This window comes from Candidatus Brevundimonas colombiensis, from assembly GCA_029202665.1.
In the GTDB taxonomy this organism is placed as follows: Bacteria; Pseudomonadota; Alphaproteobacteria; order Caulobacterales; family Caulobacteraceae; genus Brevundimonas; species Brevundimonas colombiensis.
The window spans coordinates 3,182,281-3,205,536 of sequence record CP119326.1 but is presented as its reverse complement, the minus strand read 5'-3'; the positions used below and the strand labels follow the sequence as shown (position 1 = coordinate 3,205,536).

The following is a 23,256-nucleotide window of genomic DNA, read 5'->3' as shown; positions in this document are numbered from 1 at the left end:
CATGCCTTCTGGATTGATTGCGCTGCTGGACGATGTCGCCGGCATCGCCAAACTGGCGGCGGCGTCGCTGGACGATGTCGGCGCGGCCGCCGGCAAGGCTTCGACCAAGGCGGCGGGCGTGGTGGTGGACGATGCGGCGGTGACGCCGCGCTATGTCACCGGCCTGTCGCCCAGCCGGGAGTTGCCGATCATCGGCAAGATCGCGCTAGGGTCGTTTCGCAACAAGCTGATCATCATTCTGCCGGCGGCGCTGCTGCTCAGCGCCTTCGCGCCCTGGGCCATCACGCCCATTCTGATGTGCGGCGGGACCTATCTGTGTTTCGAGGGGGCCGAGAAGCTGCTGGAGGCCTTTGGTCGCGGCGGCCATGACGAGGCGGCGGTCCAGACCGGCGACGCCGCCGCACTGGAGAAGACGACGGTGAAGGGGGCGGTGCGGACCGACCTGATCCTGTCGGCCGAGATCATGGCCATCGCCCTGGCCGACGTGGCCGCCCAGCCGATCCTGACCCAGGCGGCGGTGCTGGTGGTGGTGGGCGTCGCCATGACCATCGCCGTCTATGGGGCCGTCGGCCTGATCGTGAAGATGGACGACATCGGCCTGGTGCTGGCGCGCCGCGACAATGGCGGTGTGCGCGGCCTGGGGCGCGGTCTGGTCAAGGGGATGCCGGTGGTGATGAGCGCCCTGTCGGTGATCGGCACGGCGGCCATGCTGTGGGTCGGCGGGGGCATATTGGTCCACGGCTCGCATACGCTGGGTCTGCATTGGCCCGCCGTGCCGCTGGAGCATCTGTCGCACGCGGTCGCGGCCGCGACGGGGCCGGTGGGGCCTGTGACGGGCTGGCTGACGACGGCTGTCGCCTCTGCGATCGTCGGTCTGATCGTCGGCGGTCTGGTCGTGCTGATCGTCCATCAGGTCGGCCGCCTGCGCGGCAAGGAATCGCACTAAGGTCAAGCTGGCCCTGGCGCCTGTCACGTAGATGCAATCTGCAGCCGCTAGAGGCCGCCTGCCTTTTGTTGGAGTGTCCTGTCATGTCGTCGATCAAGCCTTGGGCCAGGTACGTTTCGCGTAACGCCGCCCTAGCCGTGCTGGCCGCCGTGTCGATGACGGGCGTCGCCAACGCACAGGGGCAAGCTCAGTCGGGCGCGACGCAGAACCCTGCGACCCAGGCGTCGGCTACGGCCCTTGCGCCGCCCAAGCTGATCGTGACCATCGTGGTGGATCAGTTCAGCGCCAATCTGTTCGACCAGTATCGCGGCCGCTTCACCGGCGGTCTGCGTCGCATGGCCGATCAAGGACTGGTGTCGATCAACGGCTATCAAAGCCACGGTTTGACCGAGACCTGTCCCGGCCATTCCACCGTCCTGACCGGGATGCATCCGGTCGAAACCGGCATCCCCGCCAATGACTGGATCGACGCCAAGACGGGCAAGGAGGTCTATTGCCTGGCCTCGACCCGCAATCATCTGGCCCACGGCCGCGACGACACCGACAACGGTCCGGTCGGGACCGAGCAGCTTCAGGCCACGACGGTCGGCGACTGGTTGAAGGCCGTCAGTCCCGAGAGCAAGGTGTTCGGCGTTTCGGGCAAGGATCGGGGGGCCATCAATCTGGCGGGCCATCAGGGCCAGGCCTTCTGGTTCACTGACGGGTTCGGGCTGACCACCTATGTCGAACCGGGACAGACGGCGGAGGGGCGACTGGTGCCCGTCGCCGGCTTCAATCGCGCCTTCAACGCCTGGCTGGCCGCCAACCCCGTGAGCTGGGACTATCAGAACGGCGAGTGCCGCGCCCTGGCCGGCGACTGGACCATCCGGGGCCAGACCTTCCATTCGCAACTGCCGCCAGCCAGGCTGTCGTTCGACAACTCGCCCCTGCTGGACGAGCAGACGCTGAAGGCCGCCGAATATCTGCTGGACACCCAGAAGCTGGGGCAGGGCGCCACGACCGACATGCTGGGCGTCAGCCTGTCGGCCACCGATCGCATCGGCCACGCCTACGGCACCCAGGGGCCGGAGATGTGCGAACAGATGCATCGTCTGGATGTGGCTTTGGGCGCCTTCCTGGACAGGCTGGCTCAGGTTCCGGGCGGCGCCCTGGTGGTTCTGACGGCCGATCACGGCGGGTCGGACTTTGTCGAGCGTCTGCACGCCCAAGGTTATCCCCACGCGCGCCGGCTGGACATGGATGCGATCCAGGCGGTCAATGCGGCGCTGAAGACCCGCTTTAACCTGCCGGCCGAGCCGTTGCAGGCGGGCGGCAGCGGCCTGATGGTCGCCGATGCCGAACATAAATCCCTGCCTGATCCCTTGCGGACTCAGGTCGCCGAGGCGGCGGTCGAGATGCTGCGCCAACTGCCTGATGTGGCCTTCGCCGAGACCCGCGACCGGCTGCTGGCCGAACCGATCCCCGACAGCCGCCAGCCCGAGATGATGACGCTTCGCGAGCGGATGCGCCTGTCGACGGTGGCCGAGCGTTCGCCGGACATCCAGTTCGCCCTGGCCCAGAATGTCAACGCCGGCGGCCGCGTCGGCGGAACGCTCAGCGGCCATGGCACCCCGTTCGAGTTCGACCGCCGCGTGCCGATTATCTTCTGGTGGCCCGGCGCGCATGGCGAGGAACGCTTTCTGCCCATCCGCACCGTCGACATCGCCCCGACCCTGGCGCACCTGATCGGCATTTCGGCCCCCCAGGTCGAGGGGCGCTGCATCGATCTGAACGGGTTCAACGTCGCGGATTGTCCGGCGACGGCGCAGACGTCGGCGCGGTAAACTTCTGTGACGACGCCGTAAACTCGTGTTTCCCGAGGGGAAGGCGGTCTTACGTGCGGCGCGTTTCGTGGGCAGTAAGGGGCGAATCCGCCCCTGAAGGCCAATAGGAAACGTTCATGAACCGAGCTCGCCGCGCCCGCATCGTCGCGACCCTGGGCCCTGCAAGCCGCGCGCCCAGCACCGTCAAGGCGCTGGCGCAGGCCGGGGTCGATGTCTTTCGCCTGAATTTCAGCCACGGCTCGCACGAGGATCACGCCGCCGCCCTGAAGGCCGTGCGCGGCGCCGAGATGGCGCTGCAGCGTCCGCTGGGCGTGCTGGCCGACTTGCAGGGACCCAAGCTGCGGCTGGGCCGGTTCAAGGACGTCGAGATCTCGGTTCGGCCGGGCCATACCATGCGGTTCGACCTGGACCCGACGCCGGGCGACGAGACGCGGGTGCAGATGCCGCATCCCGAAATCTTCAAGGCCCTGCGCCCGGGCATGCTGCTGCTGCTTGACGACGGGCGGGTTCGCCTGCGCGTGGGCGAGCGCAGCGACGACTGGGCGGACGTGACGGTCGAAAGCGGATCCAAACTGTCGGATCGCAAGGGCGTGGCGGTGCCGGAAGCGGTGATCCCGGTCTCGGCGCTGACGCCCAAGGACCGCGAGGATCTGGCCTTCGCCCTGCGGATGGGGGTGGACTGGGTCGCGCTCAGCTTCGTTCAGAAGCCTGAGGACATGGCCGAGTTGAAGCGGATCGTGAATGGCCAGGCCGCCTGTCTGGCCAAGATCGAGAAGCCGGCGGCTCTGGCCGATCTTGAAGCTATTCTGGACTATTGCGACGGGGTCATGGTGGCGCGCGGCGACCTGGGGGTCGAACTGGACCCTGAGGACGTGCCGGTGGCGCAGAAGCAGATCGTTCGCGCCGCCCGCAATCGCGGCGTGCCGGTGATCGTGGCGACCCAGATGTTGGAGTCGATGACCAGCGCCCCGGCCCCGACCCGGGCCGAGGCCACCGACGTGGCCAATGCGGTTTATGAAGGCGCGGACGCCCTGATGCTGTCGGCCGAGACGGCGTCGGGCGACTATCCGCTGGAATCCGTCGGCATCATGAGCCGCATCATCGAGCGGGTCGAACGCGATCCCAACTGGCCCAGCCTGATGGGCGCCGAACACGCGGGCATGGACGAGCATGACGTGGACGCCCTGGTCGGGGCCGCGGCCATGGCGGCCAATGCCCCATCGACCGGCTGTCTGGTGGTGTTCACGACCCTGGGCGGCACGGCGCGGCGGATGGCGCGCGAGCGGCCGTTGAAGCCGATCCTGGTGCTGACGCCGAACCCCAATACGGCGCGCCGTCTGGCCCTGGTCTGGGGGCTGGAGCCGCGTCTGGGCGATCAGCCGGACTCGCTGGAGGCCGTCACCGACGATGCCGTGAACAGCGCCGTCCGATACGGTCTGGCAGAGCCTGGCCAGCGCATCCTGATCCTGGCGGGCACGCCGTTCGGGGCGCCGGGAGCGGCCAATCTGCTGCGTCTGGCCCATGCGCCGGCGGCCACGTCAAAGGGACGCAGAAAGGGCTAGAGCGCGATCTCGCGCCCTTCCGCCGCGCTGCGCAGGCCCGCGTCGATGATCCGCATCGTTATCAGGGCCTGATCGGCGGGGACGGGGGGCGGACCCTTGCCCCGGATCGCATCGCGCATGGCGGCGTAGAAGGCCGGATAGTCGCCACGCTCGGGCGTCGGCGTGGTGCGGATCGGTCGGTCGTCGACCATCTGGGTCAGAACGCCGGGCGACGGGTCCAGCCCCCAGTCGGCGTCGCCGGGGCGCAGGCCCGCCTTGGACTGACCCTCCTGAGCGTCCAGCCCGTGTTTGACGAAACTGCCGCCGTCGCCATGCACGACGTAGCGCAGGCTGGACTCCGCGGTCAGATGGCCCATGTTGAGGATCACCCGCAGCCGATCATAAAGCAGCAGGACATGGGCGTAGTCGATGGCGGTCGCGCCCCGACGCTGGGCCTGCAGGTCGGCGTAAACGCCCAAGGGCGGCCCGAACAATTGTACAGCCTGATCGATCAGATGCGGACCCAGGTCGGCCCACACGCCGCCGTCGCGACTGTCCTTCCAGCGGTCGGTGACGGCGGGGCGAAAGCGGTCGAAATGGCTTTCGAACACGGCGATCTCACCCAGAGCCCCCTCGGCGAGCAGTCGGCGCAGGGTCAGGAAGTCGGCGTCCCAGCGGCGGTTCTGGAAAACGCTGAACACGCCGGGCGACGCGGCCGCGACGGCCGCCACCCTTTCGGCGTCGTCCAGAGTAGCGGCGAAGGGTTTGTCCACCACCACCGACTTGCCGGCCTTCAGAGCCGCGATGGATTGTTCGGCATGCAGGGCGTCGGGCGTGGCGACGACGATCAGGCCGATGTCGGCGCGCGACAAGGCGGCGTCCAGATCAGGCAGCACCTCGACCTCAGGCCAGTCGGCGTGAACCGCTTCGGGCCGCGATGAGACGACGGCGCGCAGGACCAACCCTGGCGTCGCGGAAATCAACGGCGCGTGGAAGGTCTGGCCCGCCAGGCCGTAGCCCACGACGGCGACACCGATCGGATCGTTCGAACTCATGGATCGATCAATAGCGATCCAGACGCGGCCCATCCAGCACATAGGGCACCACGCCGCGCTCGTTTTCCGGCACATGAAGGGTGCGGTCGATGGGCGGGAAGGCGCGCTGGGTGCAGTCGGTGCGCTCGCAGATGCGGCAGCTGACGCCGATGCGGGCGGCGGGGCCGTTCAGGTCCAGGCCCGACGCATAGACCAGGGCCGAGGCGTGCTCGACCTCGCACCCCAGCGACAGGGCGTAGCGACGGTCGCCCGCCAGATAGGAGCCGCTGGGCTTCGACACCGAACGGGCGATGGAGATGTAGCGCGATCCATCAGGCATCTCGGCCAACTGCACCCCGATCCGATCCGGCGCGGCGAAGGCCTCGTGCACGTTCCACAGCGGGCAGGCGCCGCCGAAACGGGCGAACTGGAAGCGCGTGGCGCTGTGCCGCTTGGTGATGTTCCCGGCCATGTCCACGCGGGCGAAATAGAAGGGCACGCCGCGCCAGCCGGGCTTCTGCAGGGTCGAAAGACGGTGGCAGACCTGTTCGAAACTGACCTGAAACCGGGTGCGCAGCCGGTCGATGTCGTGCTTCTCCTCGCGCGCCGCTTCCAGGAAGGCGCGGTAGGGCAGCAGCAGGGCGCCCGCCGCATAATTGGCCAGTCCGACGCGGGCCACGGCGCGGGCGGCGTCGGTGCGGAAGGCGGCCTGATCCAGCTCGGCCTCTATGGTCTCGCGGAACGACAGCAGGGACAGCTGGTGGGCCAGCTGGAACGATCGGCTGGCCCCCGGCTGCCAGGCGTCCAGCGTCAGGACGCGGCTGGTCGGATCATAGCGGCGCAGGGCCTCCTGTCCGGCCACATAGACGACCCGCACCCCGTGCGTGTCGGCCAGTGCGGTCTCCAGCGCCCGTTCGATCTGGCCGTCCTGCACAAGCGTCACCGCCAGCGCCTCGGCCGCCGTGTCCAGGGCGTCGATATAGTTGTCGCGATAGTGGAAGAAGTCGCGCACCTCCTCATAGGGCAAGAGGGCGACGCTGGCGCCGTGCTCGTCCCGGCCCAGGGTGTCGTCCAGCGCCTTCACTCGCTCGTCCAGGCGGCGGAAGGTCTGGTGCAGGGCCAGGAACTGGCGCGCCAGGCGCGGGGTGTTGGCGATTGCTTGTTTCAGCTCTGCGGCGGTCGGCGGCTCCGCCTGACCGGCGATGTCGGTGGTGGCCTCGCGCAGGTCGGCCAGAAGGCGCGCATCCCCCTCCAGATCGAACAGACTGGCGTCCACGTGGAAGGCGCGGGTCAGGGCGATCAGAACCCGGGCGGTGGCCGGACGCTGATTGGTCTCGATCTGCGACAGATAGGACGGCGACAGGCCCAGACGTTCGGCGCAGGCCTCAAGCGTCCAGCCGCGCGCCTCGCGCAACTTGCGAAGTTTAGCGCCGAGAAAAAGCTTCTCAGCCATTTGCAGTTTTGCAAATCATCAGAAAATCCTTTGCAAGTCGGCGCAGTTCCACACTTTTTGCAAAGTTGCGTTTGCATGTTTGCAATGAAGGCGCCACGCCTTCCTTCACGAACAAGAGGCGTAAATCCATCATGACTCAGGCCATCCTTGAAGAACTGGAGCGTCGTCGCACCGCCGCGAAACAGGGCGGCGGCGAAAAGCGTATCGCCGCCCAGCACGCCAAGGGCAAGCTGACGGCGCGCGAACGCATCGATGTGCTGCTGGACGAGGACTCCTTCGAAGAGACCGACATGTTCGTGGAACACCGCAGCCACGACTTCGGCATGCAGGATCAACGCATTCCCGGCGACGGGGTTGTGACGGGGCGCGGGACCATTGGCGGACGTTTGGTCTATGTCTTCTCCAAGGATTTCACGGTGTTCGGCGGTTCGCTGTCGGGCGCCCATGCGGCCAAGATCGTCAAGCTGCAGAAGATGGCCCTGACCACCGGCGCCCCGATCATCGGCCTGTTCGACGCGGGCGGCGCGCGGATTCAAGAAGGGGTCGAGAGCCTGGCCGGATACGCCGACATCTTCCTGCAGAACACCCTGGCCAGCGGCGTCATCCCCCAGATCAGCGTGATCATGGGCCCGTGCGCGGGGGGCGACGTCTATTCGCCCGCCATCACCGACTTCATCTTCATGGTGAAGGACACGAGCTACATGTACGTGACCGGCCCCGATGTGGTGAAGACGGTCACCAACGAGGTGGTCAGCCACGAGGATCTCGGCGGCGCCCGCGTCCATGCGGGCAAGTCGGGCGTGGCGGACGGCGCGTTCGAGAACGATCTGGAGGCCCTGTCGGAAGTGCGCCGCCTGATCGGCTTCCTGCCTCTGTCGAACCGCGAAAAGCCGCCGGTGCGCGAGAGCTATGACGAGCCGGATCGCGACGAGCCGTCGCTGGACACCCTGATCCCGGCCAATCCGAACCAGCCCTATGATATGAAGGAGCTGATCCTGAAGGTGGTCGACGAGGCCGACTTCTTCGAGATCGGCGCAGACTTCGCCCGGAACATCATCACCGGCTTCGGGCGGCTGGACAGTCAGACGGTCGGGATCGTCGCCAACCAGCCCCAGGTGCTGGCGGGCGTGCTGGACATCGATTCAAGCCGAAAGGCCGCGCGGTTCGTGCGCTTTTGCGACGCCTTCGACATTCCGCTGCTGACGCTGGTGGACGTGCCGGGCTTCATGCCGGGCACCAAGCAGGAGTACGGCGCCCTGATCAAACACGGGGCCAAGTTGCTGTTCGCCTATGCCGAGGCGACCGTGCCGAAACTGACCCTGATCACGCGCAAGGCCTATGGCGGCGCCTATGACGTGATGAGCTCCAAACACCTGCGCGGCGACGTCAACTACGCCTGGCCCACCGCCGAAATCGCGGTCATGGGCGCCAAGGGCGCGGTCGAGATCATCTTCCGCAAGGAGGCCGGCGATCCCGAGGCCCTGGCGGCGCGCGAGGCCGAATACAAGGACCGCTTCGCCAACCCCTTCGTGGCGGCGGGCCTGGGCTATATCGACGACGTCATCATGCCCCACGGCACGCGGCGGCGGCTGGTGAAGGCGCTGCGGACGCTGAAGAACAAGGTCCAGGAGAACCCCTGGAAGAAGCACGACAATATTCCACTTTAACGTCCTTGAACCCGGCTACCAAAATTAGCGATGGAAAAAATTCAAAGCACCGCGTTCTGGAAAATTGGCGCTGACATTACGAGCTTGTTCAACTGGGACGCGGTGGGCGCTGTTCTTGTTTTTCTGACTCTTATCCAAGCGATTTCATTATCGAACACAGGAAATAGGCGGTTTGAGGCCCAACAAGCAGTTGTGATCGGTTACGTTAGACTGCAGCTTTTAAAGCTGGCTACGGTTCAAAGATTGACGGCAGGATTTTTGAAAAGCGGCTTGAACGTGCAAGAGCTTCCTTCATCTCAGCTCATTGCAGATTTGTCTGTAGCCTTGAAAGGTATCGATCCGACAACACTGCCAACCCCGGCTACGATTGACGCTGTTGAGCAGTCGATAAGTGCGGTGGAAACGCTGAGAAGTCTTTACGATCCGAACGAGGAAGAGCGAGGCCTGATGGAAGCGTTATTCCCCTTTACGGCAGCCTACACAGAGTATTCGATTAAAATTCTTGATCGAGAAATTGAGGATCGAGACGCTTCATTAATCTCTCGATCTCTGAAGCAAATAAAGCGTGGAAAGCCGCCTCAGCGACCGGATAGCTTCCTTGGAAGCGCGATGGAAGCAGCCAAAAATTCAGAATCCTCACAATCAAATCGCCAAGGGAGTGCCTAATCACCAGGGACGCTTCCTGACGTTGATGAAGGCATCATCGGTATAAAATGTTCTCCAAAATTCTCATCGCCAACCGGGGCGAGATCGCGGTTCGCATCATCAAGACCTGCCGCAAGATGGGCATCCAGACGGTGCAGGTCTATTCGGAGGCCGACGCCGGGTCGTTGGCGGTCGAGATGGCCGACGAGGCGGTGTTGATCGGGCCGGCGCCGGCGGCGCAATCCTATTTGCTGGCCGACAAGATCGTCGAGGCGGTGCGTCAGACGGGGGCGCAGGCCGTGCACCCGGGCTTTGGCTTCCTGTCGGAAAACGCCGGGTTCGCGCGGCGGCTGAGGGACGAGGGAATCGCCTTCATCGGCCCCAACCCCGAGGCCATCGAGGCCATGGGCGACAAGATCAGCTCCAAGAAGCTGGCGGCCGAGGCGGGCGTCTCGACCGTGCCGGGCCACATGGGCCTGATCGAAACGCCGGACGAGGCGGTCAGGATCGCGCGCGAGATCGGCTATCCGGTCATGATCAAGGCCTCGGCCGGCGGCGGCGGCAAGGGCATCCGCGTGGCCCATTCGGACGCCGACATGGCCGAAGGGTTCGCCGCGGTGAAGGCCGAGGCGCTGAACGCCTTTGGCGACGACCGGGTCTTCCTGGAGAAGTTCATCGTCGATCCGCGCCACATCGAGATCCAGGTGCTGGGCGACAAGCACGGCCATGTGGTCCACCTGTTCGAGCGTGAATGCTCGATCCAGCGTCGCAACCAGAAGGTCATCGAGGAGGCGCCGTCGCCCCTGCTGGACGAGGCCACCCGCGCCGCCATGGGGGCGCAGGCCGTCGCCCTGGCCCAGGCCGTGAACTACGATTCAGCCGGCACGGTCGAGTTCGTCGCCGGTCAGGACAAGAGCTTCTACTTCCTGGAAATGAACACCCGGCTGCAGGTCGAGCATCCGGTGACGGAGCTGATCACGGGCGTCGACCTGGTCGAACAGATGATCCGTTCGGCCTGGGGGGAGACGCTGGCCTTCGAACAGAAGGACCTGGCGATCAACGGCTGGGCCATCGAGAGCCGCATCTACGCCGAAGACCCCTATCGCGGCTTCCTGCCCTCCATCGGGCGGCTGGTCCGCTACGAGCAACCCGAAGAAGGCGATCAGGGGGATTATACCGTCCGCAATGATTCCGGCGTCCGTGAGGGCGACGAGATCAGCATGTTCTACGACCCCATGATCGCGAAACTGTGCGCCTGGGGCGAGACGCGGGCGGACGCGGTCGAGGGCATGGCCCGCGCGCTGGAGGACACCCATCTGGCGGGGCTGGGTCACAATGTGCCCTTCCTGGCGGCGGTGATGGACCAGGACCGCTTCAAGTCGGGCGAACTGTCGACCAGCTATATCAAGGACGAGTTCCCGGACGGCTTTAACGGTCTGCGCCCGACACAGACGCAGGAGCGCATCCTGATCGCCTCGGCCCTGGCCATGCACGAGGTGATCGCCGAACAGGACGGCGACCCGTCCGACCGCACCGACTGGATCGTCATGATCGATAAGACGCCGCACGGCGTCAGCCTGTCTTACGACGAGGACGAGGAGATGATCCTGACCCTGACGGGCGGCGGCGACATCCGCCTGTCGGACATCGACTGGCGGCCGGGTCTGGCCCAGTTCAAAGCCGATCTGGACGGGGAGGCCTTCACCGCCGAGGTTCGGCGCGTCGCCGATGGCTTCGACATTCGCCACCGCGCGGCCAGGGCGCGGGTGCGGGTGCTGCGTCCCGAGATCGCACAGATGTATGCCCGCCTTCCGGAGAAGGCGGTGGCGGACACCTCGAAACTGGTGCTGTCGCCGATGCCGGGTCTGGTGGTGTCGATCCCGGTGGTCGTGGGCCAAGAGGTCAAGACCGGCGAGACCGTGGCCATCATCGAGGCCATGAAGATGCAGAACATCCTGAAGGCCGAGCGCGACGGCATGGTGAAGGCTGTGGGGGCCAAGGACGGTGATCCGGTGGCGGCGGACGACGTGCTGGTGGAGTTCGGGTGATGGTTGCGTTTTCCCTCTCCGTCATCCTCGGGCTTGACCCGAGGATCGGACGGTCCGCTGCCTGTGCGGCGCCTTGGGACGCAGAGTCTGTCCGGCGCCCGGTCCTCGGGTCAAGCCCGAGGATGACGCAGTGTGTGGGGAGCGGGCGTCGCGCATGACCTTCCCCATCCCAACCCCGCTGGAGTGGCGTGAGTCGGCTCAGAAGGCGCTGAAGGATCGGCCCATCGAGTCGCTGCTGCATCTGGATGCGGACCAGCTTGTGACGCGTCCGCTCTACGCCGGGGCGACCGGGGTTCAGCCGATCAATGCGCCGCGCCCGTCGGACGCCGAGGGCCGGGCCTGGGACCTGCGCACCCAGGTCGAGGGCGAGGATGCGGAGGCGGTGAACGACGCCATCCTGACCGATCTGCAGGAGGGGGCGGCCTCGGTGCTGATTAGCGGCGGAGTGCTTGCGGATGCAGCGACGCTGGAGCGGGCGCTGGACGGCGTGGCGCTGGAGCTGGCGCCGGTGGCGCTGGACGCAGGGTTCGCGGGCGTCGAGGCGGCGGATGCGCTGGCGGCTGTGGCCAAGGGTTCGCCGCGCGCCATGCTGCGGTTCCATCTGGACCCGATCTCGACCTTTGCAGAGGCGGGCGGATCGCCGCGTGGGATCGACGATGATCTTGACGCAGCGGCCAAGGCGGCCGTGCGTCATGCCGGTGTCTATCCCGACGCCAGCCTTTTTCTGGCCAGCGGGCGCGTGGCGCATGAGGCGGGCGGGTCGGCGGCGCAGGAACTGGCCTTCGCGGCGTCCAGCGCGGTCGCCTATGTGAAGGCGGTGGTCGAGGCTGGCTTGTCGGTTCAGGCGGCGCTGAGGGGCGTGGTCGTCGGCCTGTCGCTTGATCAGGAATATTTCGACGCGTTGGCCAAGGTTCGGGCTATGCGTCTGATCTGGGCGAATCTGTCACGCGCGTTCGGCGCCGAGACGTCGGCGGTGATCGAGGCGCGGTCGTCGCGGCGGATGCTGTCGGCGCGCGATCCCTGGCCCAATCTGCTGCGGCTGACGGCGGCGGGGTTCGCGGGCGCGGTCGGCGGGGCGGATGTGGTGGTGCTGGACGGCTTCACCCGCGCCGCCGGTCGGCCCGACGCCTTTGCACGAAGGCAGGCCCGCAACACCCAGCTGGTGCTGATGGAGGAGGCCAACCTGGGCCGCGTCGATGATCCGGCGGCGGGCAGCTGGTATCTGGACGCGCGGACGCATGATCTGGCGCTGGTGGGCTGGACCGAGTTTCAGACCATCGAGGCCGAGGGCGGGATCATCGCGGCGCTGAAAGGTGGGGTGATCCAGCCCCGCATCGCCCGCGCGCGCGCCGTGCGTGAGGCGGCCCTCAAGAACGGCGCCGCCCAGATCATCGGCGTGACGAAGTTCGTCGATCCTGAGCCGCGTGTGGCGCCGGTCGAGGGGGCGGCCGAAGCGCGACCCTCGGTGACGCCGGGCTGCGAAGCGCTGGCGCCTATCCGCTTTGCCGAAGCCTTCGAGGAGGCGGCCCAATGAGCTTGCCTGACTTCAGCAAGATCGATCTGGACTTCAGCGCGACCGGGCAGGGGCCCGTGCGCGACCCGTGGCGGACGCCAGAGGGTCTGACGGTCGAAACCGCCTATGGGCCGCAAGCGCTGGAGGGGCTGGATCAGCTTCACGGCCTGCCGGGGTTCGCGCCGTTCGTGCGCGGGCCGTATCCGACCATGTATGCGGGTAATCCGTGGACGATCCGGCAATATGCGGGCTTCTCGACCGCCGAGGAATCCAACGCCTTCTATCGCCGCAATCTGGCGGCGGGGCAGAAGGGGCTGTCCATCGCCTTCGATCTGGCCACGCACCGGGGCTATGACTCGGACCACCCCCGGGTGAAGGGCGACGTCGGCATGGCGGGCGTGGCCATCGACAGCATCTATGACATGCGGACCCTGTTCGACGGGATCCCGCTGGACCAGATGTCGGTGTCGATGACGATGAACGGAGCGGTGCTGCCGATCCTGGCCCTGTATGTCGTCGCGGCGGAAGAACAGGGCGTGCCGCACGCCAAGCTGACCGGAACCATTCAGAACGACATTCTGAAGGAGTTCATGGTCAGGAACACCTACATCTATCCGCCCGAACCCTCGATGCGGATCATCGCCGACATCTTCGCCTGGACGGCGCAGGAGACGCCCAAGTTCAACAGCATCTCCATCTCCGGCTATCATATGCAGGAGGCGGGTGCCTCGGCGGACATCGAGCTGGCCTATACGCTGGCGGACGGGATCGAATATCTGCGCGCGGGAACGGCGGCGGGCATGGCGATCGACCGTTTCGCGCCGCGCCTCAGCTTCTTCTGGGCCATCGGCATGAACTATTTCATGGAGGTGGCCAAGATGCGGGCGGGCCGCCTGCTGTGGGCCGAGGCGGTGCGAAAGGAGGGCGGGGTTGATCCCAAGTCCCTGTCCTTGCGCGCGCACTGTCAGACCTCGGGATGGAGCCTGGCGGCGCAGGATGTGTTCAACAATGTCTCGCGCACCATGGTCGAGGCCATGGCGGCGGCGGGCGGCCAGACGCAGAGCCTGCACACCAATGCCCTGGACGAGGCCCTGGCCCTGCCGACCGACTTTTCGGCCAGGATCGCGCGCAATACTCAAATCCTGCTGCAGCAGGAGACGGGGCTGACCAAGGTCATCGACCCATGGGGCGGCAGCTATTACGTCGAGCGTCTGACCCACGAACTGGCCGAACGGGCGCGCGCCCATATGGCCGAGGTGGAGGCGCTGGGCGGCATGGCCAAGGCCATCGAGGCGGGCATTCCAAAGCTGCGGATCGAGGAATCCGCCGCCAGGACCCAGGCCCGGATCGACACCGGCCAGCAGACGGTGGTGGGGGTGAACAAATATCTGAACCCCGTCGCCGACGACATTCCAATGCTGAAGGTCGACAACGCCGCTGTTCTGGCCGCCCAGATCGACAAGCTGAAACGGCTGCGGGCCGAACGCGACCAGACGGCGACCGACGCGGCGCTTGAGGCCCTGACCAACGGCGCGCGGGGGAATGCGAACCTGCTGGAGCTGGCGGTTCAGGCCGCGCGGGCCAAGGCCACGGTGGGTGAGATTTCGGATGCGCTGGAGGCCGCGTTCGGCCGCCATGTGGCGACGGTCCAGACGGTGTCGGGGGTTTACGCCAAGGAGGCGGGGCGCGACCCGCGCTTCGCACGCGCCCGCGACATGGTGGCGACCTTCGTGGAGAACGACGGTGGTCCTCCGCGCATCCTGATCGCCAAACTGGGGCAGGACGGGCATGACCGGGGGCAGAAGGTTGTCGCCACCGGATACGGCGACCTGGGCTTCGACGTGACGGCGGGCAGCCTGTTCCAGACGCCGTCGGAAGCCGCCCGCGATGCGGTTGAGAAGGGCGTTCATGCGGTGGGCGCATCGTCGCTGGCCGCCGGACATCTGACGCTGGTCCCTGAGCTGAAGGCCGAGCTTGAGAAGTTGGGTCGGCCCGACATCATGATCGTGGTTGGCGGCGTCATTCCGCCGTCGGACGTGCAGCCCTTGCTGGATATGGGGGCCGCCGCCGTCTATCCGCCCGGCTCGGCCATTGCGGACACGGCGGTCGACCTGATTGAAAAGCTGAACCTGCGCCTGGGTTACGCCCAGCCTGCGCCGCGAAAGGAAAATGCATGATCGGCGCCCTGAACCACGTCGGCGTGGCGACACCCTCCATCGCGGACTCGATCCGGCTGTATCGTGACGTGCTGGGGGCGACGAAGATCGGCGAGCCGTTCGATCTGCCCGCGCAGGGGGTGAAGGTCTGTTTCGTCGATACCCCGACCGCCCAGATCGAGCTGATCGAACCCTATGACGAGACCAGCCCCATCACCGGCTTCCTGGTCAAGAACCCCAAGGGCGGCCAGCACCATGTCTGTTTCGAGGTCGCCGACATCCACGCCGCCATCGCCGAAATGCGCGCCAAGGGCGTGACCATTCTGGGCACGGGCGAGCCGCGCATCGGGGCGCACGGGACGCTGGTGGTCTTCCTGCATCCCCGCGACATGGGCGGGGTTCTGATCGAGCTGATGGAGACGCCGGGCGGCGATCACTGAACGCGCCAAGCGGAGCCTTTCAGACGGTTCGTTCGTTGATGGCGAAACCAGAAGGACCTGACATGATGTCGCACCGCCTGACCGCCCCACGCCTTGTCAGTATTTTCGCCATCGCCGCCCTGACGGGCGCCGCCGCCTGTTCACAGCAGACGCCCGAGCAGCCGACCGCGCCGGCCGAGCCCCAACCGGCCCCGGCCTCGACCGCGCCATCGGTCGGCTATGCCTGCGAGAGCGGGGCGACCCTGCAGGTGCAGTACGCCGACAGCGACAGCGCGCAACTGACCTACCAGAACCAGACCTACGCGCTGCGCTCGGTCCAGTCGGCCAGCGGCGCCCGCTATATCGGGGCGGGGATGGAATGGTGGACGGCGAGCCGCGATGGTCAGGAGAGCGGCACGCTGAGCCGGCTGGGGCCGGACGGGACGACCGGGGTTGCCGTGCTGGAACGTTGTTCGCGGCCGATCCTAGGGGCCGATATGACGCCGGGACCGATGCCCACGCCAGCCCAGACGCCGACCCCAGCGGCCGGCGGCGTCCTGCCCGCCGCGACGCCCTGCAAGGGGCCGCAGTTGAAGCTGGCGGCTGGCGACGGCGATGCGGGCATGGGAAATCGGGTGCGGAACTTCAGCCTGCAAAACATCGGCGCCCAGGCCTGCAGCCTGACCGGCTACCCGACCGTGACCCTGCAGGACGGACGCGGACGCACCCTGTCGTCCATCCGCGCCGAACAGAGCCCCGGCAGCTATTTCCGTCAGGGCCATGCCCCGACCCCTGTCGAACTCGCGCCCCAGGCCAAGGCCTGGTTTGAAGTGGCCTGGAACGTCATGCCCGACGAAACCATGCAGAAGACCTGTCCTGATGCGGCGACGCTGAAGGTCACGGCGCCCAGCGACACCGCCGCCATCAGCCTGCCTTTCACCTTCACCCCCTGCGGCGGGCGTATCCGCGTCAGCCCGATCCGGGCGGAGGCCAACCCACCGCCGGCGACCTGAGGCGGGTGGAAACCCATCGAAAATCGGCGTAGGTCGCGACCCATGACCCAATCCTTTTACGACCGCGTCGCCAGCGAACTGACAGACATTGACGCACAGGGCCTGACCAAGCCTGAGCGTGTGATCGCCTCGCGTCAGGGGCCGGTGATCCAGGTCGCCGGGCGCGACGTGTTGAACTTCTGCGCCAATAATTATCTGGGACTGGCGGGCGATGAGCGCGTGGCTCAGGCCGGGATGGCGGCGCAAGCGAAGTGGGGGGCGGGCACCGCCTCGGTGCGCTTCATCTGCGGCACGCTGGAAATCCACAAGGAGCTGGAAGCGGCCATCGCGGGCTATCTGGGGTTCGAGGACGCCATCCTGTTCGCCGCCGCCTTCGACGCCAACGGCGGCGTCTTCGAGCCGCTGTTCGGCGAGAACGACGCCATTGTTTCGGACAGCCTGAACCACGCATCAATCATTGACGGCGTGCGGCTGTGCAAGGCCAAACGCTATCGGTTCGCCAACTCTGACATGGATGAGCTGGAGACCCGTCTGAAGGAGGCGCGCGAGGCCGGGGCGCGGGAGATCATCATCGCCACCGACGGCGCATTCTCGATGGACGGCTATATCGCCAAGCTGAATGAAATCCGTGCCTTGGCGGACAAATACAATGCTTTGATCATGGTGGACGACTGCCATGCGACGGGCTTCCTGGGGCCGAAGGGACGGGGCTCTTTCGCGCATCACGGGGTCGAGGTGGACTTTGTCACCGGCACTTTCGGCAAGGCGCTGGGCGGGGCCATGGGCGGCTTCATCTGCGCGCGGAAATCAGTGGTCGAACTGCTGAAACAACGCGCGCGGCCCTATCTGTTCTCCAACGCCCTGGCGCCCGCCGTGTGCGGATCGAGCCTGGAGGCCATCCGCATCGCGCAAGGCGATGAGGGGGACGCCCTGCGTACCCGCCTGTCGGCCAACGCCCATCGCTATCGCGGGGCCATGGCGGATGCGGGGTTCACCCTGCTGGAAGGCGAGCATCCGATCATTCCGGTGATGCTGGGCGACGCCAAACTGGCGCAGGATTTCGCGGCGCGGGCGCTGGAGTTGGGCGTCTATGTGATCGGGTTTTCCTTCCCCGTCGTGCCGCGCGGCCAGGCCCGCATCCGCACCCAGATGTCGGCGGCCCACACCTTCGATCAGATCGACCAGACGGTCGCGGCCTTCACCAAGGCGGGCCGGGAGTTGGGCGTCATCTAGCCGTTTTTGGCCGTCACCCTCGGGTCGGTCCCGAGGGGTATCGCTCCGTCGCGCGATGGCCGGGTTTCAGCGACGGAAAAATACAGGGCGAGGAGGCGTGGGGCCTCAGCCATAGGCCCTCGGGATGAACCCGAGGGTAACGAACAACGAGGAATGCCGTCATGACCGAAATGATGAAAGCCCTGGCCAAGACCGGGCCGGTGCAGGGGCTGGAACTGATCGATGCGCCGATCCCCGTGGCGGGGCCGGAGGACGTGCTGATCAAGGTGCATCGCACCGCCGTCTGCGGCACCGACATCCACATCTGGAACTGGGACGAATGGTCCCAGAAGAACGTCCCGACCCCGATGATCACCGGCCACGAGTTCGCAGGCGAGATCGTCGCCATCGGCAAGGACGTGGATCGCCGCCTGAAGGTCGGCCAGCGCGTCTCGGCCGAGGGACATGTCATCGACCTGAACTCCGAGGCCGCCCGCGCCGGTCACTTCCATCTAGACCCGGCGACCATGGGCATCGGCGTGAACCGTCAGGGCGCCTTCGCCGAGTTCGTGGTGGCCCCGGCCTTCAACGTGATCGAACTGCCTGACGACGTGCCCTATGAGATCGGCTCGATCCTGGATCCGTTCGGCAATGCGGTTCACACCGCCCAACAGTTCGACCTGCTGGGCGAGGACGTGCTGGTCACGGGCGCCGGGCCTATCGGCATGATGGCCGCCGCCGTGGCGCGTCATGCGGGGGCGCGGACGGTGGTTCTGACCGACATCAATGACTTCCGCCTGGAGCTGGCGCAGAAGGTCGCCCCCGGAATCCGCGCGGTTAACACGACCAAGGAAGACCTTAAGGACGTCATGCACGAGCTGGGCCTGAAGGTCGGTTTCGACGTGGCGCTGGAGATGTCGGGTTCGCCCGTCGCCTTCAAGCAATGCGTGGACACCCTGATCATGGGCGGCGGCATGGCCATGCTGGGCATTCCGTCCAAGCCGATGGAGACGGACTGGGGCGCGATCATCCTGAAGGCCCTGACCATCAAGGGCGTCTATGGGCGCGAGATGTTCACCACCTGGCGCAAGATGCTGGGCCTGCTGAAGGCCGGTCTGGACCTCAGCCCGCTGATCACCCATCGGCTGGACTATGCCGATTACCGCGAGGGCTTCGAGGCCATGAAGTCCGGTCAGTCGGGCAAGGTGGTTCTGAACTGGGACAAGGCGGCCTGAGGCATTGATCCTCCCTGTCATCCCAGCACAAGCGCGAGGCTGGCGATCGGTGGGCGCGGGGAAGTTCCCTTTCTGATCAATACCGCGCCCGCAGGGTGATCCCCACCGTGCGTGGGTCGCCCGGATTGCCGATGACCAGGCCAGAGTTGCCGGACTGGACGCTGACGAACTGAAGATAGTCCTCGTCCAGGGCGTTCTTGATCCAGACAAAGGCCTCCCAGCCGTTCTCGGCGCGGAACCCGGCGCGCAGGTTCAGGATCGCATAGCTGTCGATCTGGGTGTAGCGCGAGACCGAGGCGTCGGAGTTGTAGGTGGAGCGATAGCTGGCGTCGGCGCCGCCATAGAATTCGCCCGGCAGACCGAGGAAGCCGCCTCGGCCATGCAATTCGCCGCCTATGGATGCGGCCCAGGGCGAGACGCCGGGCAGGTCCTGTCCCGACAGGTCGCAGGCGACGGTGGTCGCGCCGATCTGCTCCAGCGGGCAGGGGCCATTGGTGAAGGCGTCGTACTTGGCGTCGGTCCAGGCGACATTGGCGTAGAGATCCAGGTTCTGGTTCGGGCGGGCGAAGGCGTCCAGTTCGACGCCTTGGATCACCACCTTGTCGGCGTTGGCCAGATAGCCGCGCAGGGCGCCGGGGCCGCTGTCGACCACATTGGCCTGGTAGTCCTCCACATCCGTCCGATAGGCGGCCAGATTGGCGGTGAGGCGGCGGCCGAAGGCCTGGGTCTTCAGGCCCAGCTCATAGGTGGTGACGACCTCTGGCTTGACCACGGCGTTGGTCAGGGACGGCTGGCCGTTCGGCAGATTGGGGATGCCGGCCATGTTGATGCCGCCCGACTTATAGCCCCGCGCGACGCTGGCGTAGGTCAGGACATCGTCGCTGACGTCATAGGACAGCGAGACCTGGCCCGAGAGGTCGTCGTCTGAAAGACTCGCGTCATAGGCTTGTGGGCGGGCGATGCCGTTGCGCCGGGAGATATAGGTGCTGTCCGTCGTCGCCAGCCCGCCGGTCGTCGTGGCGGCGTAGCGGCCCGCCTTCTCCTCCTTGGTGTAGCGCAGGCCGGGGGTCAGGTGCAGCCGGTCGGTGATGTTCCAGGTCAGTTGGGCGAAGGCGGCGTAGGAATCCGTCTCGATGCGGCTGTCGTTGAAGACGGTGTAGCCGTCGAGCAGCCGGTCGGGCACGCGCTCAAGAGGCGCCCCGGCGACGCGCTGATAGGCGGGGATCAGCCAGTAGCTGGCGTCGCGCCCGTATTCGGTGACGCCTTGGGTTTCAACCGCCTGATGGAAGGCGTAGAGGCCGGCTGTCCAGTCGATGCGGTTGGCGCCGTTGGAGGATAGGCGTAGCTCCTGGCTCCATTGGTCCTGCCAGGACGGGTTGGCCGATTGGCGCGTGATGTCGAGGGCGGTGTAGTCGCGGTCGTTCCGGGGCCCCCAGTCCCAGGAGCGCCAGGCCGAGACCGAGGTCAGGGTAGCCCAGCCGAAATCGTAATCGACGATGGCCGAGACGCCCCGGTGAATCTGGTCCGCCTGGATCGCCCCGTCCACATCCGCGATCCGGTCATACGGATTGGTGCTGGCGGCCCTATAGCCGCGACCGGCGGCCAGGGCCGGGAAACGCTGGTCAAGCGGCTTTTGCGTGTCGCCCACCCGGACATAGACCTGGGTGCAGCAGTCGGGCGTCAGGTCGGCGTAGTCGGCGAACAGGCGCACGCGAAGCTGGTCCGTCGGCTGGAACAGCAGTTGGCCGCGCAGGCTGATGGCGTCCTGGGAATTCTGTTTTCCGCCGACCGTGGCGTTGTCCAGCAAGCCGTCGCGCCGGGTGGACACGACCGAAAAACGCGCCGCCAGTTTGTCGTCGATTATGGGTCCCGAGACGCTGGCCTTCGCCTGGAGGAAGCCATAGTCGCCAAAACTCAGCTCGGCGCGGCCTTCGGGCGTGAAGGACGGCGCCTGGGTGGTGATGTTCAGGGCGCCTGCGGTGGTGTTCTTGCCGAACAGGGTGCCTTGCGGCCCGCGCAGGATTTCGATGCGGTCCAGATCGACGAAGTCCAGAGTCGCGGTGGCGGGGCGGCCATAATAGACCTGATCGACATAGATGCCCACGCCCTGTTCCAGCCCGTCGTTGGCCAGACCATAGCTTGCGCCAAGGCCGCGGATGGTGATGGCGGTGTTGCGCGGGTTCGAGGTCAACAACTGGACGCTGGGCGCCAGTTGGGTGATCTGGCCGACATTGTAGGCGCCGGTGCGGTCCAGCAGTTCTTCGTTTACGACGGTCAGGGCGATGGGCACGTCCTGCGCCCGCTCATTCCGCCGACGGGCGGTGACGACGATGTCGCCGACGCTGGCGACGCTGGGCGTCGTCACCTGAGGCTCGACCGCCTCGTCGGGCGAAGCCAAGGAGACAGCGGGTGCGGCCAGGCAGGACAGGATCGCCGTGGCGGACAGCAGGCTTCGGGCGGTTGCGGATGTTGTCATGGTCCCCCTCCGGCGACGTGATGCGCCGAACGGAAGAGGAGAGGCTTAAATCCTACCAATCAAATGGGGATTTCTAACGCCAGCCGTGAGAACGGCTGAGGTCAGGCGGCAAGTAAATGTTTGATCAGGGCTTTTTCAAAGCCCTTGGTCCCCGATCCGGGCAGGACATCGGCGATCTGACCCGTTTCAAACAGGGCCAAAACCTTTGGGTGGATATAGGAGGCGCGGCATACGGTCGGGGTGTTGCCCAACAGGCCCGCGACGGCCTTGACGCATACGGTGATCTTGCGCTTGGCGTCCGTCGGCGAGGTGGCCGCCTCCATGTCGCGCAGCGCCCGCGCCGCCGAGACGGTGCCGGCCCAGGTGCGGAAGTCCTTGGCCGAGAACTGCTCGCCCATCGCCTCGCGGATATAGGCGTTCACGTCGTCGGAATCGACCGGGCACAGCGTACCGTCCGCCGCACGGTATTTGAACAGCTGTTGGCCCGGCAGACCCTCCAACTGGCGCACGACGCGGGCCAGACGGCGGTCCTTGACGCTGACGCTGTGGTCTTTGCCGCTCTTGCCGCGAAACTCGAACGTCAGGGCCGCGCCGTCCACGTCCAGGTGCCGCTTGTGTAGGGTGGTCAGGCCATAGCTGCGGTTTTGTTTGGCGTAGATGGAGTTGCCGACCCGGATCAGGGTGATCTCCAACAGGCGGACGGCGGTGGCCAGCACCTTGTCGCGACAGACGCCGCGCAGGCCAAGATCATGTTCGACCTTGTCGCGCAGCTTCGGCAGGGCGCGGGAAAAGGCCGGTAGCTTGTCGAACTTGTTCTCGGACCGGGCCGTGCTCCAGTCATTGTGATAGCGATACTGTTTCCTGCCCTTCACGTCGCGGCCGGTCGCCTGGATATGGCCGTTAGCCTTGGGGCAGATCCACACGTCAGTCCAGGCGGGCGGGATGGCCAGGGCGCGGATGCGGGCCAGGGTCTTGGCGTCGGCGACCGTATGGCCCTTGGCGTCCCTGTAGGACCATCCCTTGCCGGATCGACGGCGGGTCAGGCCGGCGAACTCGTCGCTGCAATAGCTGAGGCCCTTTGGAACCTGGGAGGCGATGTCGAAGGCGTGCGATCCGTCGGCCATCCGCCGCGTTTCCTTTTCATTGGTCTTTCAGCCGCTTGCCGAAGACGAGCGACGAACGCGGGGCCTGGGCCGCGAGTTCCGCTTGACCCATGAGGCCGGGCGCGGGACGAGGCGGCATGAACTATCGCCACAGCTTTCACGCCGGAAACTTCGCCGATCTGGTCAAACACGCCCTGGTGCTGTGGCTGGTGAAAACGCGGGGGGCGGCAGGGCCTTTGACGGTGCTGGACACCCACGCCGGGGCAGGGCTTTACGACCTGGCGGGCGATGCGGCGCGGTCCAGGGAGGCTGAAGCGGGCGTGGTCCGGCTGATGAGCGCCGAGGGGCGTCCGCCTCTGATGGAGGGTCTGGCGAACAAGGTGATGGCGTTCAACCCGGACGGCGGAGCGCGGTTCTATCCGGGATCGCCGCTGCTGATCGCGGACGCCCTGGGGCAGGGCGGGCGCTATGTCGGGTTTGAACTGAACCCGCCGGTGCGACAAATGTTGGCTGAGGCGTTGGAGGGGCGCGCGAACGCCGAGGCGCGCGAGGGCGACGGCTATGATCTGGCGGTCGCGGAGGCGGCAAAGGCGCGCGGGCCGCTGGTGCTGATCGACCCGCCGTTCGAAAAGCCCGACGACTATATGCGTTCGGCCGAGACGGCGGTCGCGGTGTTGCGGCGCGATCCTGAGGCGACCGTGGCGATCTGGACGCCGTTGAAGGATTTGGAGACGTTCGACGCCTTCATTCGCAAGCTCCAGGGGCGGGCGGGGCCGACGCTGGTCGCGGAGGCGCGCCTCAGGCCCCTGACCAATCCGATGAAGATGAACGGCTGCGCCATGGTGGTGGTCAATCCGCCACAAGGCGCCGAGGCGGCGGCGGAGGAAATCTGCGGCTGGGCGGCCAAGGCTCTGGGCGACGCCGGCGGTCGTGCAGAGGTCTGGACCTTCTGATGCGACGCCTTAGAGTTCA

The 23,256-nt window shown here is 66.4% G+C and carries 17 protein-coding genes; 13 read left to right on the top strand and 4 right to left on the bottom strand.

The features are described from left to right. The first annotated feature begins 1 nt into the window (after nucleotide 1). The 3 genes from P0Y50_15690 (at nucleotide 2) to pyk (ending at nucleotide 4,331) form a co-directional block, all read left to right on the top strand. Nucleotides 2–946 carry a DUF808 domain-containing protein gene (locus P0Y50_15690; GenBank protein WEK39956.1) on the top strand — a complete coding sequence of 315 codons (945 nt, stop codon included), beginning with the start codon at nucleotides 2–4 and terminating at the stop codon, nucleotides 944–946. 83 nt (nucleotides 947–1,029) lie between these two features. Then, a complete protein-coding gene (locus tag P0Y50_15685) occupies nucleotides 1,030–2,769 on the top strand; it encodes an alkaline phosphatase family protein (protein WEK39955.1) in 1,740 nt (579 codons plus the stop codon). Between the two features lie 116 nt (nucleotides 2,770–2,885). Beyond that, nucleotides 2,886–4,331: a pyruvate kinase gene (pyk, locus tag P0Y50_15680; protein ID WEK39954.1), complete on the top strand. Its 1,446-nt coding sequence runs from the start codon at nucleotides 2,886–2,888 to the stop codon at nucleotides 4,329–4,331. On the opposite strand, the gene P0Y50_15675 is transcribed toward pyk, so the two are convergent. Together P0Y50_15675 and P0Y50_15670 are read right to left on the bottom strand one after the other, a co-directional pair. Then, a complete protein-coding gene (locus tag P0Y50_15675) occupies nucleotides 4,328–5,365 on the bottom strand; it encodes an oxidoreductase (protein WEK39953.1) in 1,038 nt (345 codons plus the stop codon). The two genes, pyk and P0Y50_15675, sit on opposite strands and share 4 nt — an antisense overlap. A 7-nt stretch (nucleotides 5,366–5,372) precedes the next feature. After that, nucleotides 5,373–6,797 carry a short-chain fatty acyl-CoA regulator family protein gene (locus P0Y50_15670; protein WEK39952.1) on the bottom strand — a complete coding sequence of 475 codons (1,425 nt, stop codon included), beginning with the start codon at nucleotides 6,795–6,797 and terminating at the stop codon, nucleotides 5,373–5,375. A gap of 131 nt (nucleotides 6,798–6,928) precedes the next feature. Here P0Y50_15670 and P0Y50_15665 point away from each other — a divergent pair, with 131 nt between their 5' ends. From P0Y50_15665 to tdh, 9 genes are all read left to right on the top strand, one after another. Further along, nucleotides 6,929–8,464, top strand: coding sequence for an acyl-CoA carboxylase subunit beta (locus P0Y50_15665; protein WEK39951.1), 1,536 nt, complete (start codon nucleotides 6,929–6,931; stop codon nucleotides 8,462–8,464). Nucleotides 8,465–8,494: 30 nt separating this feature from the next. Continuing rightward, complete coding sequence (locus P0Y50_15660; GenBank protein WEK39950.1) at nucleotides 8,495–9,130, top strand: hypothetical protein; 636 nt, start codon at nucleotides 8,495–8,497, stop codon at nucleotides 9,128–9,130. 47 nt (nucleotides 9,131–9,177) lie between these two features. Then, nucleotides 9,178–11,157: an acetyl/propionyl/methylcrotonyl-CoA carboxylase subunit alpha gene (locus tag P0Y50_15655; GenBank protein WEK39949.1), complete on the top strand. Its 1,980-nt coding sequence runs from the start codon at nucleotides 9,178–9,180 to the stop codon at nucleotides 11,155–11,157. A gap of 154 nt (nucleotides 11,158–11,311) precedes the next feature. After that, entirely contained in the window at nucleotides 11,312–12,691 is a 1,380-nt protein-coding gene (locus P0Y50_15650) for a methylmalonyl-CoA mutase family protein (GenBank protein ID WEK39948.1), read from the top strand. Continuing rightward, nucleotides 12,688–14,847, top strand: a complete 2,160-nt coding sequence (gene scpA / locus P0Y50_15645; protein WEK39947.1) for a methylmalonyl-CoA mutase — start codon at nucleotides 12,688–12,690, stop codon at nucleotides 14,845–14,847. Before P0Y50_15650 ends, scpA begins: the two co-directional genes overlap by 4 nt. Then, entirely contained in the window at nucleotides 14,844–15,266 is a 423-nt protein-coding gene (mce, locus tag P0Y50_15640) for a methylmalonyl-CoA epimerase (protein WEK39946.1), read from the top strand. The genes scpA and mce overlap by 4 nt, the downstream gene beginning before the upstream one ends. Before the next feature lie 62 nt (nucleotides 15,267–15,328). Next, nucleotides 15,329–16,258: a DUF4232 domain-containing protein gene (locus tag P0Y50_15635; GenBank protein ID WEK39945.1), complete on the top strand. Its 930-nt coding sequence runs from the start codon at nucleotides 15,329–15,331 to the stop codon at nucleotides 16,256–16,258. 42 nt (nucleotides 16,259–16,300) lie between these two features. Then, entirely contained in the window at nucleotides 16,301–17,491 is a 1,191-nt protein-coding gene (locus P0Y50_15630) for a glycine C-acetyltransferase (protein ID WEK39944.1), read from the top strand. Between the two features lie 161 nt (nucleotides 17,492–17,652). Next, nucleotides 17,653–18,705 (top strand): L-threonine 3-dehydrogenase, encoded by a 1,053-nt coding sequence (gene tdh, locus P0Y50_15625; protein WEK39943.1) that lies wholly within the window; start codon nucleotides 17,653–17,655, stop codon nucleotides 18,703–18,705. A gap of 76 nt (nucleotides 18,706–18,781) precedes the next feature. Here the strand turns inward: tdh and P0Y50_15620 are convergent, their stop codons facing one another. Further along, a complete protein-coding gene (locus P0Y50_15620) occupies nucleotides 18,782–21,181 on the bottom strand; it encodes a TonB-dependent receptor (protein WEK39942.1) in 2,400 nt (799 codons plus the stop codon). Between the two features lie 101 nt (nucleotides 21,182–21,282). Next, nucleotides 21,283–22,305, bottom strand: a complete 1,023-nt coding sequence (locus tag P0Y50_15615) for a DNA topoisomerase IB (GenBank protein WEK39941.1) — start codon at nucleotides 22,303–22,305, stop codon at nucleotides 21,283–21,285. A 116-nt stretch (nucleotides 22,306–22,421) separates the two neighbouring features. Here P0Y50_15615 and rlmJ point away from each other — a divergent pair, with 116 nt between their 5' ends. Then, nucleotides 22,422–23,237: a 23S rRNA (adenine(2030)-N(6))-methyltransferase RlmJ gene (gene rlmJ / locus P0Y50_15610; GenBank protein ID WEK39940.1), complete on the top strand. Its 816-nt coding sequence runs from the start codon at nucleotides 22,422–22,424 to the stop codon at nucleotides 23,235–23,237. Nucleotides 23,238–23,256 lie beyond the last annotated feature (19 nt).

Bases quoted from the DNA above. Each gene is read 5' to 3' on its own strand.
- P0Y50_15635 (WEK39945.1), top strand. From the start codon at position 15,329: ATGATGTCGCACCGCCTGACCGCCCCACGCCTTGTCAGTATTTTCGCC.
- P0Y50_15655 (WEK39949.1), top strand. From the start codon at position 9,178: ATGTTCTCCAAAATTCTCATCGCCAACCGGGGCGAGATCGCGGTTCGC.
- P0Y50_15630 (WEK39944.1), top strand. From the start codon at position 16,301: ATGACCCAATCCTTTTACGACCGCGTCGCCAGCGAACTGACAGACATT.
- P0Y50_15670 (WEK39952.1), bottom strand. From the start codon at position 6,797: ATGGCTGAGAAGCTTTTTCTCGGCGCTAAACTTCGCAAGTTGCGCGAG.
- P0Y50_15690 (WEK39956.1), top strand. From the start codon at position 2: ATGCCTTCTGGATTGATTGCGCTGCTGGACGATGTCGCCGGCATCGCC.
- pyk (WEK39954.1), top strand. From the start codon at position 2,886: ATGAACCGAGCTCGCCGCGCCCGCATCGTCGCGACCCTGGGCCCTGCA.
- P0Y50_15665 (WEK39951.1), top strand. From the start codon at position 6,929: ATGACTCAGGCCATCCTTGAAGAACTGGAGCGTCGTCGCACCGCCGCG.
- P0Y50_15650 (WEK39948.1), top strand. From the start codon at position 11,312: ATGACCTTCCCCATCCCAACCCCGCTGGAGTGGCGTGAGTCGGCTCAG.
- P0Y50_15675 (WEK39953.1), bottom strand. From the start codon at position 5,365: ATGAGTTCGAACGATCCGATCGGTGTCGCCGTCGTGGGCTACGGCCTG.
- P0Y50_15620 (WEK39942.1), bottom strand. From the start codon at position 21,181: ATGACAACATCCGCAACCGCCCGAAGCCTGCTGTCCGCCACGGCGATC.
- P0Y50_15685 (WEK39955.1), top strand. From the start codon at position 1,030: ATGTCGTCGATCAAGCCTTGGGCCAGGTACGTTTCGCGTAACGCCGCC.
- P0Y50_15660 (WEK39950.1), top strand. From the start codon at position 8,495: ATGGAAAAAATTCAAAGCACCGCGTTCTGGAAAATTGGCGCTGACATT.
- rlmJ (WEK39940.1), top strand. From the start codon at position 22,422: ATGAACTATCGCCACAGCTTTCACGCCGGAAACTTCGCCGATCTGGTC.
- scpA (WEK39947.1), top strand. From the start codon at position 12,688: ATGAGCTTGCCTGACTTCAGCAAGATCGATCTGGACTTCAGCGCGACC.
- mce (WEK39946.1), top strand. From the start codon at position 14,844: ATGATCGGCGCCCTGAACCACGTCGGCGTGGCGACACCCTCCATCGCG.
- P0Y50_15615 (WEK39941.1), bottom strand. From the start codon at position 22,305: ATGGCCGACGGATCGCACGCCTTCGACATCGCCTCCCAGGTTCCAAAG.
- tdh (WEK39943.1), top strand. From the start codon at position 17,653: ATGACCGAAATGATGAAAGCCCTGGCCAAGACCGGGCCGGTGCAGGGG.